The organism is Novosphingobium sp. CECT 9465, assembly GCF_920987055.1.
Classification (GTDB): Bacteria; Pseudomonadota; Alphaproteobacteria; order Sphingomonadales; family Sphingomonadaceae; genus Novosphingobium.
The window spans coordinates 2,237,541-2,253,807 of record NZ_CAKLBX010000001.1; the positions used below are offsets into that span (position 1 = coordinate 2,237,541).

Annotated in this window: 14 protein-coding genes; 6 read left to right on the forward strand and 8 right to left on the reverse strand. The window is 61.2% G+C overall.

Annotation, left to right across the window (positions count from 1 at the left end):
• The first annotated feature begins 60 nt into the window (after positions 1 to 60).
• Positions 61 to 609, forward strand: a complete 549-nt coding sequence (locus LUA85_RS10765; RefSeq protein WP_231471839.1) for a pseudouridine synthase — start codon at positions 61 to 63, stop codon at positions 607 to 609.
• A gap of 26 nt (positions 610 to 635) precedes the next feature.
• On the opposite strand, the gene LUA85_RS10770 is transcribed toward LUA85_RS10765, so the two are convergent.
• Positions 636 to 2,597, reverse strand: a complete 1,962-nt coding sequence (locus LUA85_RS10770) for a bifunctional diguanylate cyclase/phosphodiesterase (protein WP_231469578.1) — start codon at positions 2,595 to 2,597, stop codon at positions 636 to 638.
• An 86-nt stretch (positions 2,598 to 2,683) separates the two neighbouring features.
• The gene (locus LUA85_RS10775; RefSeq protein WP_231469580.1) at positions 2,684 to 3,631 is read right to left on the reverse strand and encodes a helix-turn-helix domain-containing protein; all 948 of its coding nucleotides are present in this window, start codon (positions 3,629 to 3,631) and stop codon (positions 2,684 to 2,686) included.
• A gap of 70 nt (positions 3,632 to 3,701) precedes the next feature.
• Between LUA85_RS10775 and pobA the strand changes: the two genes are divergently transcribed.
• The gene (gene pobA / locus LUA85_RS10780) at positions 3,702 to 4,871 is read left to right on the forward strand and encodes a 4-hydroxybenzoate 3-monooxygenase (protein WP_231469582.1); all 1,170 of its coding nucleotides are present in this window, start codon (positions 3,702 to 3,704) and stop codon (positions 4,869 to 4,871) included.
• A gap of 116 nt (positions 4,872 to 4,987) precedes the next feature.
• Positions 4,988 to 5,662, forward strand: coding sequence for a response regulator transcription factor (locus tag LUA85_RS10785; RefSeq protein WP_231469584.1), 675 nt, complete (start codon positions 4,988 to 4,990; stop codon positions 5,660 to 5,662).
• 3 nt (positions 5,663 to 5,665) lie between these two features.
• Here the strand turns inward: LUA85_RS10785 and LUA85_RS10790 are convergent, their stop codons facing one another.
• The 4 genes from LUA85_RS10790 to LUA85_RS10805 form a co-directional block, all read right to left on the reverse strand.
• Complete coding sequence (locus tag LUA85_RS10790) at positions 5,666 to 6,154, reverse strand: SRPBCC domain-containing protein (RefSeq protein ID WP_231469586.1); 489 nt, start codon at positions 6,152 to 6,154, stop codon at positions 5,666 to 5,668.
• Positions 6,138 to 6,497: a helix-turn-helix transcriptional regulator gene (locus LUA85_RS10795; protein ID WP_231469587.1), complete on the reverse strand. Its 360-nt coding sequence runs from the start codon at positions 6,495 to 6,497 to the stop codon at positions 6,138 to 6,140. Before LUA85_RS10795 ends, LUA85_RS10790 begins: the two co-directional genes overlap by 17 nt.
• Positions 6,498 to 6,624: 127 nt before the next feature.
• Positions 6,625 to 9,312, reverse strand: coding sequence for a TonB-dependent receptor domain-containing protein (locus tag LUA85_RS10800; protein ID WP_231469590.1), 2,688 nt, complete (start codon positions 9,310 to 9,312; stop codon positions 6,625 to 6,627).
• A 95-nt stretch (positions 9,313 to 9,407) separates the two neighbouring features.
• Positions 9,408 to 10,973 carry a hypothetical protein gene (locus LUA85_RS10805; RefSeq protein WP_231469592.1) on the reverse strand — a complete coding sequence of 522 codons (1,566 nt, stop codon included), beginning with the start codon at positions 10,971 to 10,973 and terminating at the stop codon, positions 9,408 to 9,410.
• Between the two features lie 262 nt (positions 10,974 to 11,235).
• Here LUA85_RS10805 and LUA85_RS10810 point away from each other — a divergent pair, with 262 nt between their 5' ends.
• Entirely contained in the window at positions 11,236 to 11,610 is a 375-nt protein-coding gene (locus LUA85_RS10810; protein WP_231469594.1) for a hypothetical protein, read from the forward strand.
• Between the two features lie 70 nt (positions 11,611 to 11,680).
• Here the strand turns inward: LUA85_RS10810 and LUA85_RS10815 are convergent, their stop codons facing one another.
• Positions 11,681 to 11,887: a hypothetical protein gene (locus LUA85_RS10815; RefSeq protein WP_231469595.1), complete on the reverse strand. Its 207-nt coding sequence runs from the start codon at positions 11,885 to 11,887 to the stop codon at positions 11,681 to 11,683.
• A gap of 254 nt (positions 11,888 to 12,141) precedes the next feature.
• On the opposite strand from LUA85_RS10815, the gene LUA85_RS10820 reads away from it, so the two are divergent.
• Positions 12,142 to 12,474 carry a DUF6481 family protein gene (locus LUA85_RS10820; protein WP_231469597.1) on the forward strand — a complete coding sequence of 111 codons (333 nt, stop codon included), beginning with the start codon at positions 12,142 to 12,144 and terminating at the stop codon, positions 12,472 to 12,474.
• A gap of 86 nt (positions 12,475 to 12,560) precedes the next feature.
• Positions 12,561 to 13,184, forward strand: coding sequence for a spermidine synthase (locus tag LUA85_RS10825; protein WP_371823677.1), 624 nt, complete (start codon positions 12,561 to 12,563; stop codon positions 13,182 to 13,184).
• Positions 13,185 to 13,195: 11 nt separating this feature from the next.
• On the opposite strand, the gene LUA85_RS10830 is transcribed toward LUA85_RS10825, so the two are convergent.
• Positions 13,196 to 16,267: a CHAT domain-containing protein gene (locus tag LUA85_RS10830; protein ID WP_231471841.1), complete on the reverse strand. Its 3,072-nt coding sequence runs from the start codon at positions 16,265 to 16,267 to the stop codon at positions 13,196 to 13,198.

The window sequence follows — 16,267 nt, forward strand, 5'->3', positions numbered from 1 at the left end:
GTGGTGTGGAAGCGTTGGCTGCGGTACGTCCGTCCGGGCGGCCAAGCATCGGGCCTGAAGATGACGCTTATCCTGTTCAACAAGCCCTATGGCGTATTGTGCCAGTTCACCGACGAGCGTGAGGGACCCCCGCGGCCGACGCTGGCCGATTTCATCAAGGTTCCCGCCGTCTATGCGGCCGGGCGGCTGGATACCGATAGCGAGGGCCTGTTGCTGCTGACCGACGACGGCAGGCTCCAGGCGCGAATTGCCGATCCCCGGTTCAAGACGCCCAAGACCTATCTGGTGCAGGTGGAAGGCGAACCCGATGAAACGGCGCTCGATAGCTTGCGGCGCGGCGTAAAGTTGAAGGACGGCATGACCCTGCCCGCCGAAGCGGAACGCATCGATGATCCCGCCCTGTGGCCCCGCGATCCCCCGGTGCGTTTTCGCAAGACGGTTGCCGACTGCTGGATCAAACTGACGATCCGCGAAGGGCGCAACCGGCAGGTCCGGCGAATGACCGCTGCGGTGGGTCACCCCACATTACGTCTGGTCCGCTGGCGCATCGGCGAATGGTCTTTGGACGGACTCACGCAAGGCGAATGGCGTGAAGCTTCGCCGGACTGAGGATCGCCGACACAAGGGGGCGCAAGTCAGGCGGATTGGCGAAATCTATCGTGCACCGCCTGATTTTCGTAGACCCGGCGAAACTCGGCAATCGGCATGGGGCGCCCGAACAGAAACCCCTGCAATTTGTGGCATCCGGCAGCACGCAGGATATTCGCCTGCTGTTCCGTTTCGACGCCTTCGGCAATCACGCGCATGTCCAGTCCCGACGCAAGATAGATCGTGCCAGTAACAAGCAGCGACGCCTTGCTTCCGGGCCGCAACCCGGCCAGCAAAGACTTGTCTATCTTGATGTGGCTGAAGCCGTATGACTGAAGGTAGTGGATGCTGGTGAAGCCCGTGCCGAAATCATCGAGGGCAATGGACATGCCCATGCTCTTGAACCGTTCCATAACGCGGATCGCGCGCTCTGGCTGGGCCAGCAGATAGCCTTCGGTGATTTCCAGTTGCAGCCTTTGGGGATCGAACTGCGTCTGCTCCAGCACATGCGCAACCTGCCGCTCGAAACCCGGATCACGGAACTGCACCGGGGAAACATTGACACTGACCTTCAGCGGGCCAAGCGGCTTCAAATCGCGACACGCCCGTTCGAGCACGAACAGGCCGAGCGGATGGATCTGCCCGGTGCCTTCGGCAATTTCGATAAACTCCTGGGGATCGAGAGAACCGGTCGGCCGCCGCGGCCAGCGGACCAGGGCTTCTGCCGAAACGATGGCTCCGGTTTGTGCATTCACAACGGGCTGGTAGAACACTTCGAACTCTTCGCGCGTCAGGCCCACGCCGATCTCATGCTCGATAGCCAGCCGACGCTTGCGCCCTTCGTCGAACGCCGCATCGTAGACGGCGATCTCTCCCTTCTTGCGCATCTTGACGTGATACATCGCGATGTCTGCGCGGCGCAGGAGTTCGTTGGCGCCAACTGGTCCTTCGGCGTTGCTGGCGATACCTATGCTTGCCCCCACTTGCAGGACGTGGCGGTTCACCAGTACCGGCAGGCCGATTTCCTCACCGATGCGTTCGGCAAGCGCGCGGGCGCGGGCCGTTGCCCAGGGCGCTTCGATCAGGATTGCGAATTCATCCCCGCCAACCCTGGCCAGCAGGGCCTGTTCGGGGCATAATCCGGCCAGCCGCGCGCTGAGGCTGGAAATCAGGGTGTCACCAACGTGATGCCCATGGCTGTCGTTGATGTCCTTGAACCCGTCGAGGTCGATGAACACAATCGCCAGCGTATCGACCCGGTCGACCACACGTTCTTCAAGGCGTTGAAGGCGCGCCAGCAGTTCGCGGCGATTGGGCAAGCCGCTGAGCGCATCGGTGAGTGCGATCCGGCGATTTTCCTCGCTCAGCTTTTCGGTTTCTGCCTGTCGGTTGCGCAGATCGCGCTGGGAACGGATGAGATTGGAAAAATCGATGTTGAAGCGGTGCGTCACCACCATCATGCCAATGCCAACGAAAATGAGGACGATAGCCGCCACGCGCATACGTCCGTGATCGGCAAAGAGAAAATAGAGCACGAATGCCATTGTGCTGACCGTGGCAACACGCATTGCCGCGGCCCGCAAGGTCATCAGGCAGAAGACGGTGCTGACCTGAGTCAAGGCCAGAAAGAACGTGAGGTGACCACGGGCATAGGCATCACCGAGATCGTAAATCCAGAAGCTCCATAGTTCGAATGTGAGCGTCATCACCACGGATAGACTACAGGTTCGCGCGATCTGTCTGGCGATTTCCTGGTCGGACAAATCCTTGCCGCCGTCCTGCCGCCACCACCAGAATGCGCGTACCAGGGCGGCCGTACACATGAACAGCGGTGCCATCAACGTCTTGAGCAATTGATCCGGCCGGAAGTAATCGGCCATGACTGCCAACGCGTTGAACACCAGGATAATGTACAGCAGCGGCAACTGTCTGGAAAACGACCGAAACTGAGCACGTGCCAGATCGGGATCGCTGGTATCGAGCCGGAATAGAGCGGCGACGCTGCGCAAAGGTCGATCCTCCTTCCCTGCCGATCATGTGTTCGTTGCAATATCCCACCATGGGCAGCGGGATTGAAGATGGGGTTTGGAATGCCTTACGCAGTCGCCCTAGGTTGCGGGATAAAGCGCTGCGTTCCCGGCAGGTTAAATCCGGCCTGGGCCTGCCTTTCCGCGCCAGGCCTGCGCCCCGTCACGCGCTGGTAGAAGCGCGAAAAATATGAGGGATCGTCAAAGCCAAGTTCGGCGGAGACCTGGGTTACCGTGGCATTGGTGTAGCGCAGCATGCGATGCGCTTCGAGCGCGAGACGGCGATGGATCAGGTCGAGCGGCGAACAGCCGAGACGCACGGCAATAAGTCGCGAGAGCGTACGGCGGGTCACTCCCAGCGCCTGCGCATAGAAATCGAGGCTGCGATGCTGCCGGTAATGCAGTTCGACCAGCTGACGGAAGCGGTCGAGGCGGCGATCCGCTGCTGTGGCGGAATCGGCAGGCAGCGCTTCGCTGGCCAAAGTGCGGATCAAAGCTTCTGCCAGCGCAAGAAACAGCGGATCATGTTGTTCCCAGCGTTGCTGCAGGCCAAGCATTTCACACGCAAGCCAGAATGCCCGAACCCGCGATTGCGCGGCGAGCGGCGCAAGGCCGCCGCGTGAAAGCGCGGTAAGCAGGGGATCGGATGAATCTGTAGCGCGTGTGGAAAAGTCTGTTGACAAGGTGAGGACAAAACCGCGCGTACCCTGGCGAAAGCGAAAACCGTGGACCGCGGCAGCGGGAACGATCACCCGTCCCGGCGCTTCCAGATCGGCCGACACGCCATCGAGGGTCACCTCGGCATGCCCCTCCTCAATCAGCAGAACCTGCACGAAATGATCGTGGCGATGCACCCCGATTTCCCAATCGTGAAGTGCACTGCGTTCGGCAATCGTCTCGATGTGGGCGAAACCACCCGGTATCGGGGAGGCCCCTTCGCCATAGAGCGCGTAAGTGGGAATCCGGGAAAGCATGTCCTGAAAGTACCAGTCGTATGTCCTGTCGCTGCATTCCACCTTCGGATGCCTTGTGTCAATTTCACGCGATGTTGCGGCGCCGGAAAGGCGCACACGCGGGAGATGCAGGATGAAGACACAGGTTGCCATCATTGGCGCTGGCCCGGCAGGTTTGCTGCTGGGGCATCTCCTCAAGGCCGCGAAGATCGATTGCGTCGTGATCGAACGCCAAAAGCCCAATTATATCCTGGGCCGTATCCGCGCGGGTGTGCTGGAACGGATCACCGTGGACCTGATGGCCCGGCTGGGGCTGGACGCGCGCCTTCGCGCCGAAGGTCTGGTCGAGGAAGGTTTCAATCTGGCCGACGGCGAACGCCTGATCCGCATCGACGTGGCAAATCTCACCGGCAAGACCGTACTCATTTACGGACAGACCGAAATCACCAGGGACCTTATGGATGCGGCCCCCGAACGCGGGTTGACCGTAATCTACGGTGTGAACGACGTGGCGCTGTTCGACATAGAAGGCGATGCGCCATACGTGACCTATTCGCTCGACGGCGCGCAGCAGCGCATCGACGCGCGCTTTTTGATAGGGTGCGACGGATTCCATGGACCTTCGCGCAAGGCGATTCCTGACGGCGTGGCGCGCGAATACGAGCGGGTCTATCCGTTCGGCTGGCTGGGCATCCTGGCCGATGTGCCGCCCTGCCATCATGAACTGATCTACGCCAATCACGATCGTGGCTTTGCGCTGGCATCCATGCGCAGCCACGCGCGCAGCAGATATTACGTGGACGTCGCGCTCAGCGAAAAGGTCGAAGACTGGAGCGACGAACGCATCTGGGACGAGCTGGCGGTACGGCTGGGACCCGAAGCGGCAGCGAACATGACGCGAGGGCCGTCGATCGAAAAGTCCATCGCGCCACTGCGGTCCTACGTATTCGAACCGATGCGCCACGGCAGCCTTCTGTTATGCGGAGACGCTGCACATATCGTGCCACCGACCGGCGCCAAGGGGCTGAACCTGGCCGCCAGTGACGTGCATTATGCCGCCGAAGCCCTGACCGCCTTCTTCCAGCGGAATGACAACGATGCGGTGGCCGGTTACGCTGCGAGGGCGCTGGCAAGGGTGTGGAAATCCGAGCGCTTCTCATGGACGCTGACCAAGCTGATGCACCGCTTTCCCGAAGACGGCCCGTTCGAACGCGCCATGCAGGTGGCGGAACTGGATTACATTTCCGGCAGCGTGGCGGCGCAAACCAGCATCGCCGAAAATTACGTTGGCCTGCCTGTATAACGCAGCATGCCCTCCTCCGCCCGCCCGTGGACACGGTAGGTGGATAAGGCTGTAATATCGTCATGTGCCCGTCACATAGGCGCGACAGAAAGCCTCTGTAGTCAGGGGCGTTTTACATGCGGCATATCGACATATTGTTGACGGAGGAATTGTCCGGCGGGCGCGAGGCGTTCATGCATTCGGACTTGCGCGTGGTGTTCCACCGCTGGAAACCCGATGCGCCCCTGCCGCTGATGGAGGGCCAGCCATGGGCATTCATCGACTGGGTCCTGCCCGCCATGTCGGGGCTAGAACTGTGCCGCCGGTTTCGCGCCGTGGACGGGCTTGGCCAGAGCGCGCACATCACGATGATCCTTGAAGATGACGATGCCGAAGCCAAACGGCGGGCGTTGCGCGCGGGCGCAGACGATTACATCATGGGTCCGATTGATCGGCCCGCCCTCCTTGACCGCGTTTTGTCGGTGCAATTGCCCGAACACGACGCGCCTGCCCGTACGCTGAAACTGGGCGACCTGACGCTGGATCTTGCGGCATTGCAGGCGCGGTGGCGTGAAAAGGCGCTGATCCTGATGCCCAACGAGCTGCGCCTGTTGCGCTACCTGATGGAACAGCCCGGCCACGTCTTTTCGCGCCAGCAATTGATCTCTGCACTGGGCAAGCACGACCAGCCGATTGACGAACGCACGGTGGATGCCTGGGTCAGCCGCCTGCGCCGCGCCCTGCGCGATGTGGGCGCGGGTTCGCCGCTGCGCACGGTACGCTCGCTGGGGTATGTGCTGGACCGGCCCTGAGTTTCACGCCCGATCGGCAAGGAATTCATCGAGTTGCGCCAGCGTCTCGGTCATGCCTTCACATGCGCCCGAAGCCAGTTCATCCTCGAAAGCCTGCACAGTGGGAAACAGATTGGCGATCGTGACAACGGTGCGCCCACCGGATTCCGTGAAGGTTACCGTAGTGACCGGCCCTTCCCCGTTTTCCTCATTGGTCCAGACCATGCGCTTGCCCGGCACGACTTCCAGATACCTGCCGAAAAAGGCCATGGGCAGGTCCGATGCAGGGTGCCCGATCTCAAGGCGGTAGCTGCCCCCCGTCCGCACGTCCATTTCGCACGATACGATGGTCATGCCGAAGGATTTGGGCGTCCACCACTGCCGGAACAGTTCGGGCTGTGACCATGCTTCGAATACGATGGCCGCAGGTGCATCGAAACCGCGCGTGATCACGAGTTCGCGATCCGAAGCGTGGCTGATGGATGTGGCGTTCTTGTCAGCGTCGGGGTTCATCGATCTTTTCCTTGCGCTTGAGTTCCTTGATCACCGAGTCCAGCGCATCGAAGCGCGCGTCCCACAACTGACGGTAACAGTCCAACCAGGCTGCTTCCTCATCGAGCCGATGCCGTCCAAGGCGGCATTTGCGAACGCGACCGACCTTTTCCGTAGTGATGAGACCGGCCTGCTCCAGCACGTTGACATGCTTCTTCATGCCCGTCAGCGTCATGTGGAATTTGTCGGCCAGGTCCGTGATGGATGCGTCGCGATTGCCGAGATACTGCACGATGCCCCGGCGCGTTGCATCCGACAGCGCAGCAAAGGAAGCATCAAGGCGTTCGGATGAATACTGAACCATATAGTTCAGTGTTTGGCATGAAGCGGGCCATGGCGCAACGGGAAATCTCTGACGGTCATCCGCATGGACAAAAAAGAGGCGGCCCGGTGAAAGGCCGCCTCCAGAGGGGTGGTTCGTCTGGGAAAAATCAGAACTTGAGCGAGGCTGACAGCGAGATGGTGCGACCCACGTCGAAGGTGTTCACCTCCACGCGCTTGTCGCCCAACTGTTGGTATTCGATGTTCTTCCGGCCAGTCAGGTTGCGAGCTTCGAACTTGAGTTCAAGCTCGTTCTTGAACAACTGGAAGCCCTGCCGGGCAACGAAATCGATCCGCAGGCCGGGGTCCTGGAAGACGTCTGGCTGGCCTGTGTTCAGCAAGCCGCGGCTGAATACGCGTTTGCTGGCATAGCTGAACAGCAAGGTCTGCTGCGACAGACCGTCAGTGTCTTCGAGGCCGAACTGCACGTTGGCGATGTGTTCGGACTGGCCGGTAAGCGGCGCGCCATCGCGGAAAAAGTCAAGCGCGCGAGTGCCCGCACCCAGGAAGAACGAGGACGTATCGCCTTCCTTCACGATCAATTTGGACTTTGTGTACGTATAGTTGACGTTCAGCGCGATGCGCCGCGCCTCCCACATGCCGCCCCAATTGCTTAGATCGAAGTACTTCTGCAGTTCCAGTTCGGCACCATAAAGGTCTGCCTTGGGGGCATTGGCAAAACTGGTGATGAAGTTGTCCGATTCCACGGTCACCAGCGATTCGATCGGCTTCTTCAGGCGCTTGTAGAAGCCTGACACCGAAAGTCGCTGATCGCGTGCAAAATACCATTCGAAGCGCGTTTCGGCGTTGGTCAGCGTACTGTCTTCAAGATTGGGATTGCCGCGATAGAGGCGGTTGGATTCCGGGTCGAAGTAGAATTGATAGATCAGTTCGCGGAACTGCGGGCGCGCGATGGTCTTCGATGCGTTGAAGCGCATCTGCATGTCATCGCGCATCTGCCAGGTCAGTGTCGCTGCGGGCAGCCAATAGCCATTATTGATGCGCGTTCCGCCACCGACAACCGGAGCATCATTGAACACCTGCGTCGGCAGGACCGCCATCTTGCCATTTTCGTAGCGAACACCTGCATCAAGCTGCAGATCGTCGGTCAACTGCGCATCGATCTTGGCAAAAGCAGCGTGATTGCGCAACGTCGCCAGGAATGCCGGAAAGCCTTCATTGGTATCGATCAACTGCACGTTGAACGCTTCGATCACCGCGTGGCTGAGCAGATAATCCGGGCGGAAGGTGTTGACGCCATCGGGCAGGTCTACCGCGCGGAACTGAAAATCCCGGCGCGAACTGGTACGGCGGAAATCGGCATAGGCATAGCCGACCGTGGCCGTCACGCTGGGGATGACCTTGTAGGAAACGTCGATCCCGCCCGACCACAGGTCTTCGTTCAGATCCGAAAAGCTGAGCGTGGCGCGGCCTGCGTTGCCATCGAGATTGTTGACGAACAAATCGCCCAGCGGATCGGAATCGACGTTGGTGCGAACATATTCAAAGCCGAGTTCATAAGGCGCCTCGCGTTGCGAATTGGCAAAGCCGCCGCGCAGATCGACCGATACGCCATCAAGCGGCTTGAGTTCGGCAACCAGTTGCGTGTCGATCAGCTGGCGTTCGTACCATGCTGTTTCCTGCTGCTGGACATCGACCGTGGTCTGGTTGCGCTGGCCCAGACTGATGCGCGTATGCTTCAGCGTGTCGCGAATGTACAGGTTGGTCCAGCGGATCTTGTTACGACCGAATTCCAGACCGACGCCAAGCATACCGTTGACGACCACACGGTTGTCGGTGGTCACGCGGCGGAAATCGGATTGCAACTGCGCCAGATCCGAATCAACCGAAGTCTGGCTGAGAACGTCGCGCGTGATCCACTTGTTGCTGTAGCCCGCCGTAGCGATCACGCCGAGCGTTGTTTCACCCAGCTCGAAGGACTTGCCTGCCGACAGCGCAAGGTTGGTGTTGGCCGGCATGTTGGGAATACGCTGAGTCAGGCCGTTGCGGGTATTGACGATGCCCTTGGCGAGTTCGACGTTATCGATCGTACCGCCGCTGAGGCGTTCGCCGCTGGCGAAGAACGCCTGCAAGCCGCTGGTCAGATCGCGCTGGCCATTGTCGAACCCGGTCCAGTCCGTGCTCGAACCGTAATAGGTATAGCCCAGCTGATCGGTAGTTTCACTATCGTAGCTTACACCGCCGCCAACGCTGATGAAAGGTTCGTTTGGCGTCGACTTCGTGGTGAGGTTGATGACACCGCCGCCGAATTCACCGGGGTAGTTCACCGAATAGGACTTCTGCACCAGCGACGAGGCGATGATGCTGGAGGGGAACAGATCAAGCGGAACCACGCGCTTGAGCGGTTCGGGGCTTGGCAGCGGAGAGCCGTTCAGCAGGGCGAGCGAATAACGATCACCCAGACCGCGCACATAGACATAACCATTGCCGACGACGCTGAGACCGGTGACACGACCGAGCGCACCGGCAATATTGCCTTCACCCGTACGCGCGATTTCAGCACTGCCGAGGATCGAAACGACTTGCGGCGCGGCGCGCTGGATATTGCGGTCGCGCTGACCTGTGACGACAATTTCGCCGCCCGGAATGGAGATTTCAGGTGCTTCTTCCTGCGGCTGCGCGGCATCGGCAGCTTGATCGGCGGTATCGCCAGCCGGTGGCGCATCGGGCGCGGGTGCCGGATCAGCCGCCGGGGCCGCATCCTGCGCATGAGCAAGAGCTGGCGCAAACAGCGCGGTGGTAAGCAGCAGCGAGGTTGCGAGCCGCAGCATGGTCATGTTCCTTGTCCCCCCTGGGGAAATGTATTTTCGTTTATCGCGAGAAAGGGGGCAGCCGATCTCGGCCACCCCCCTGTCTCGCGAAAGGCGGCCGATCAGGTGATGGGCAGCAGTGTGCACGACGTGCTGGTAGCGCCGAAGTTGGCGGCACCGCTGTTGCAGGTCCAGCCGGCATACCAGGTGTCGGTGCTGTCCTTGACCGCGCCGATATAGGTCGTGGCGGTGAAGAACGATGACAGCGTGGTAAGGTCGAACCCGGCGATACCGTTTTCGTTCGCACCGTTGACATAGCCGGTCAGGGTCGAGGTAAGACCGGCGTTGTTGCCGTTCGCACCCGAACCGAAGAACCCGGCAACCTGCGCAGCGGTATAAGCGCCCGTGCCGACGAAACGATCATCGCCAGTGCCTGAGCAGGTCATCGCGACAGCACGCGCGGTGAGCGTTGCCGAATTGGCGCCGCCCGAACCGTTCATGCGGATGCACTGGTTGGCCGGTGTATTGACGATGCCGTTTGCCAGCGTGATGTCCGAGTTGCCACGGAAGAACAGCGCGGCCTGGCCATTCGATTCGTTGTTGCTGCTGGTCGCCGTCTGGATCGCGGTGAAGTTTGCGATGATCGACTTCTGACGCGGCGTGTTGCTTTCGTTGCCGTTGCTGTCGAGTTCCATCAGCGCATCACCCTGACCCGCCCGCTGGAGCAGCAACACATACTGGAGGTTGGCCTGAACGCCGGTGTCCATGTCGAGGCTGTCATCGTCGGCGCCAACCGCGACGTAGTGCTTCATGTTGACGGTGCCGCCGAAGAATTCAGCGCCATCGTCCGAGCTGTTATACGACTGGATGTAATCAAGCTGCGTACCCGAACCGACGCCTTCCAGCGTCAGGGCCTGAAGTTCGCTGCCCGCACCAAGCACGAAGCCCGAATAGCGGATCTGCACGTACTTCATCGTGCCGCTGTTATCAGCGCTGTTCGCACCACCGAAGCGGGCCGGATCCGACGAACCTTCGGTTTCGCGCTCGCAGGTGCTGGCAGTGCCGCCCGAAGCAACCGCAGTGCCGGGAACAGTACAATCGGTGATCGGCGCGCGGCCCATCAGCACGACGCCGCCCCACTGGCCCTGCGACGTTTCACCGTTGAGACCAAGGACGTTGTCGCGGCTGGTGAAGATGATTGGTGCGGTGGCGGTGCCAGTCGCATTGATGCGGTTGCCGCGGTTCACAGCGAGCCACGAGGTGCCCGTGTTTCCGAAAAGGATGACACCCGGTTCGATGGTCAGCGTAACGCCGGTGCTGGTGCTGTTGAACCCGGCATCAGTACCAACATCCACACGGCCATTCATTGAATAAAGAAGGCCTGCGATCTTCGGAAGAGTGGTCGAAGCAGTAATACGCGAAGGCAGCGTACAAACGCGCCATGATCCTTGCGATGAAGTGACCGTGCCGGCATCCGTCAATCCCGTCGGATCCGCGATCGTCGGGCAGCCTGCGGCGGCCGTGACGGTGGGTGCCGCAGTGGCGGTAGGCGTCGGCGTAGGCGCTGGCGTAGGCTGATTGATAACAACATTGCCGCCAGTGCCGGGCGAGGCAATGTCGGTCGGGCCGCAGCCGGCGAGCGCGATGGCGCTGCAGCCAACCAGGAACAGGCCGTGGAAATTCTTCACGTGGTATCCCCCATGGATAGCGGCAGAAGCGATTCCTGCCGTCGCGAGGGGTGATCTAGGAGCCTAAAGTGACAGCCTGTTTGCGGTTTCGTGACAGACATATTTCACATGGCATGACTTCAAATTGACAAATTTGACAACATCGACGGAAAGCTGCGGGAATGATGATTGCAGTTTTGTGACAATGTTTCATTTTCATTGCACTTGGACGAGAATCGCATAGCTTCTGTTTCAGACAACGAGATCGAAACGGAGAGCCGCCATGAGCACCACCCTGTTCCTCGCCGCCGCGCTGATGGCGCAAGCCCCTGTCACCCTGACAGTTCCCGCACCGTCAGTCCCTGCAACAGATGTCGGCTATCATGAACTGGTGGCAGGCAGGCCCGAAGCGGCCATCGCCCGGATCGAGCGTAATGGCTTGGCCCGTGCAGGCGATCCGCTGGCGCTGATCAACCTTGGCACCGCCTACAAGATGCTGGGCCGCAAGGACGAAGCCGCGCGCCTCTATCGCGCCGCTGCCAGCAGCGACGATCGCTTCGACGTGGAACTGGCCGACGGCCGCTGGATCGATTCACGCCGCGCCGCCAACATCGCCATCGCGCGCATCGGCAGCGACGAGATGCTTGCGCTGAAATAACGGCCCTGCGGGTCGCACCTGACTGACCGGGCGCCATGCAAGGCGCCCGGCATGTCACTTCTATTCGCGTTCAGTCCCTGGACTTTACCGTTACCCACACATCGACGGGCGTCACCACCTTGCCCGGTGCCGGCTTGCCGATATCGATGCGTTCAGCCGTGACGAGTTCGCCCGTTTCCAGATTGAAGCTCGCCCATGGCTTCGGCATGCGCCCGAAGGTCATTTTCTGGATTGGCCGTCCGGTGACGGTATTCATGATCGTTGCTGTAATGCCCATGCATCGCCGCTAGTCGCCAGACGGCAGGTGAGTCCATCCGAGCGCTGGGGATAAGTGGGCCGTCAGCAAATTGCCCGCAGCACGTATCCTTCTGGCAATTGCTGGCATTGTCGTGCTAGGGGCCGCCCTGCAACCTTGGCAATGACGAAAGCGGGCGCCCCTGGCCCCATTCCAGTCCTTCAAGATCTTGCGCAACCGGGGTGTTTCGCACCGCCGGCACGACATTCAGATTAAAGGTCTTCGAGTACGGATTGATGGCAGGATACAAGGAACCAGGTTTTAACGACAGGATCGCGGCAGCCGCAGCGGCACGCGCCAAGGCGCTCGCCAAATTGCAGGCCAAGCCCGTCCTCGACCCCGCCGCACAGGCAGAACTGATCGCCAGGGCGGCTGAGCGCGAAGCGGCACAAGCCGCAAAGCGTGCTGCGGTGCAGGCCGAACGCGAAGCAAAACGCGCGGCCGAACTCGCCCGCAAGCAGGAACTGGCAGAAGCCGCGCAAGCCGCGATCAAGCCGGAAATGACCGAGGCCGAGCGCAAGGCGGCCCGCGATGCGCGCTATGCCGCGCGCAAGGCCCGCAAGAAGTAGTACGGGACATAGAGCTTTCAGACCCGCTGCCCGGGCACGATTGGATCGGCACGGCGCATATTCCCAACGGTGTTGAAATACGCCTGATGCAGCGCGGTGATGAATTCACCATCCTGCTTGAACACACCGAGTTGATGGGCACCCGCGCCAGCGGTTCGGAAGAAGCGCTGGCAACGATGACGCACGAGCGTCTGGGCGCGCGCGATGGTGCCGAATGGCTGATCGGCGGCTATGGCATGGGCTTCACCCTGCGCGCGGCGCTGGGGTGCGTGGCCGACGATGCCTGCGTGACGATCGTCGAAATCGTACCGGAAATCATCGAGTGGGCGCGCGGGCCGATGCATTCGCTGACCGATGGATGTCTCGACGATCCACGCGTGATGCTGGTCAACGGCGATGTTGCCGTGCTGATCGATTCGGCGCGCGAGGCATATGATGCGATCCTGCTCGATGTGGACAACGGTCCCGATGGGCTGACACGCGAAGTCAACGACGAGCTTTACCATCGCGACGGGTTGCAGGCCGCGATGGCCGCCCTGCGCCACGGCGGGATTCTGGCAATCTGGTCAGCCGAACACGACGACGCCTTTGCCAAGCGGGTGCGCGATGCCGGATTCGACGTGGACGAAGTGGTCGTCCGCGAAGTGGGCACGGGCGCCAAAGGGGATCAGGGCGGGCGTCACATTATCTGGTTTGCCCAGAAACCCTGATCCGGCCGGTTTTATCGCGTTGCCGTCGGGCTTGCCATGGGCTTGGTTCCCGCCACCAGCGGTTTGGAACCATCACCCAGCACGATGAACGCCGCCCAGTAGAACGGATGCGACGTGTTGGGATCGTCCATCAGCTTTTCCTGCGCGGATGAAAGCGCGTCAGACAGTTCCTGACCCGGCGCGGATTCGATGACCCCGCCAATCAGCCGCTTGGTCGCATCGAAATCATCAGGCACCGGCCAGTGGCTGGCGATGACCGAGCGCGCGCCTGCGCCAACGAATGCACGGACAAGGCCGTCGAGCGCATAATTGCCCCCGGTGGTGACGCCCGCCTCGCGGCTGGCGGCGACTGTGGCCATGCCTGCTGTATCGCAGGCCGAAAGAATCACGAGGTCGGCATTCAGCCGCAGGTCGAAGATTTCCCGGAAACTGAGCAGGCCATCGGAACCCATATCGCCAAAGCTGGTGACCAGCGCGGGGCGTGCCGGGCAATCGGCGCGCGGCGCGGTGACCAGGCCGTGCGTGGCGAAGTGCAACACGCGATACTGGTCAAGATCGGTGGCGGCCAGAAGCGCGCTATCATTGAACGCTGCCTCGGTCAGCACCGCGCTGCCGCCGACGCTCAGCTTGCGCTGGGCATAGATCAGTTCATCGGCGGAGATCGGGTTCTGCCATGTGGCGAGCGGCCAGTCGCATTCGTCGGCCACCGCCGTCAGCGGGCGCGCGGTCGGCTTGGCATTGCGTCCAAGGCCCAGATAATTGCGCGGTGCCGTGGATGCGGCCAGCTTCCGCAGATCGAGGAACCCCCGCGAACTGACCGCGATCGAAACTTCGCGCCCCCTGCCCAGCCATTCGACCCCGGTGAAATCGAACGGATCGCCATCGGGGCTTTCCATGCGCTTGTCGTATTCGGCAATGCCCTTGTCGCCAGTGACCAGCACCGTCGGCGGAAGTTGCAGCATACCGCCATCGGGTTCGAAGATCAGGTGTTTGACTTGTGGCAACTGGCCCTCGACCGGACCGAACAAGGTGCCAAAAAGCGCGCGGGATTTGACGAGATCGAACGGGTAATTGGTCTGTTGCCCGTTCACGACCTTCACGATCGTATCGCGGATGTCCTGAACCGATCTTGCAAGCGTGTCGGGCGTCAGCCCGGTATCGAAAAGCTGCGCCGATGTGGGCGTTGCGAACAGACTGTAAACGTGATCGCCAACGATCATCAGCTTGTAATAGGCCTCGCCCTGCTTGAGCGCACCCTGCAATTCGGGAAGATCGACGCTTTTTGGCGCAAGCACGTTGTAGCGCGGATAGGCGGCCAGCTTGCTGACCAGGCCGGTCTGGTCGCGTTGCAGGGAAGCCAGATTTTCCTGCGCCGCTTTCAGCGCAGCCGTTTCCTGCGCGGTGGGTTGGGCAACAGTGCCAAGCGCGGTCAACGTAGCCTCGATCCGCGCGATTTCGCGGCTGCGGGCGACTGACAGGCGGAACAGCGCGGCGGCTTCGTCATTGCCTTCAGACAATTGGCGGGCCAGCACGGCCTGAGTCTGTGCAACGCCTGGGCGCTGCAGGATTTGTGATGCTGCAAACACCGCCTGTGAAGCGGCACCATCGCCCTGCTTTGCCAGCAAGCCGAAATATGGCCCAAGCAATTCACGCAATGTTGCACCTGCATCGGGGACCTGTTGGCTGTCCTCGACTACCTTTGCGTAAAGCGCCAATGCACCCGGCTCATCGCCGGACCGCCCCAGCCATCCGGCCTTGCGCGCTTGTGCCGAAAGCAACGCAGGCGATTGCGGAAACGCAGCGGCGATGATGCGGATTGCACGATCGAATGCCGCCCCGGCATCGGACTTGCGCCCCTGCGCCTCAGCCAGCAAGGCGAGTTCGATCTGGATTTCCGAACGCAGCCAGCCCGCCGATGCGATCCGCCCCCCGCGCACCGCATCAATCCGCGCTCCTGCCGTCTGGAAGCCTGCAACGGCAAGATCGAACTTGCCTTGCAGGCGGGCCGCCGTGGCGCGCAGGGCATCGGCCTGTGCATCGAGAATTTCGGCGCGTTCGGTATCCGACAGACCAGGATCGGCTGCACCAAGACGCCGCAATGCCGCGTTCTCACGGTTCAGCTCTTCGGCCAGAGGCATGTTGATCAGGCCTGCCGACAAGCTGGCACGATCAAACGATGCGCTGACAGCAGTCACGTCCGCTGCCAGTTCCTTGAGCGCGGCCACCGGACGGCGCTGGTTGAGCCGATTGATCGCCTTGTAATTGCGGATCAGGCGCTGGGTCACCCCGTCGCTGCTGTATGCCGCGGCGCTTGCCTGCGAGAACAGCCGATCGGCGGCGCTGAAATTGCCAAGATTGGATTGCTGCAATCCCTGATTGGCAAGTGCTTCGCCCAGCCCGACACCGCCCGACGAACGGTCGCGGATGGCCAGCGTTTCGAAAAATTCCGCGGATTCGGCAAATCGCCCGCCGTTGTTGCGCAAGTATCCTTCGTCGCGCGCGCCAAGCCGGTCGAGTTGTCCTGCCTGCACACGGGCAAAGGCGGCCGGATCGCTGACTTCAGTTGTGGCAACGCGAATTTCACCGGGCACGGACTTGTCGCGGACGGCGCTGGCAAGCGCAAGTCGCAAGGCCGGATCGTACCCTGCCAAGCCTTCAACAAAATATGTTTTGTTTCCGTTCTTTACCGCATATCTCTTGTAATCGACACCGGCCTTGTGATCGCGGCAGTTGACCGCATCGGCCCGACCGAAATCGGGAATCACCACGGCACCCAGCGCGCCACAATCAAGCGCCACTCCGGCCAGGCCCGACGGTTCCTGCCCCAGCGCGACATCGCGGCGCACGGCGATCATCGTCCCGATGGCGCCCGCAGCATCGCGGCAGCTCAGCCGATAGCCGCGGTCGAAAATCCCGCCCAGCCGCGCGTCGAGCGGTGCATTCTGCGCAGTGCAGGTAACCCCGCCGGTGCCGATGCGGAATGAGTTGCGCACCGACAGCGGCTGTTCCGGTTTCTCGGCAGCATGAACCGGGGTACCGATGATCGAAAGTGCAATCGCCAGGGCGTTGATGGAGGTCTTCAT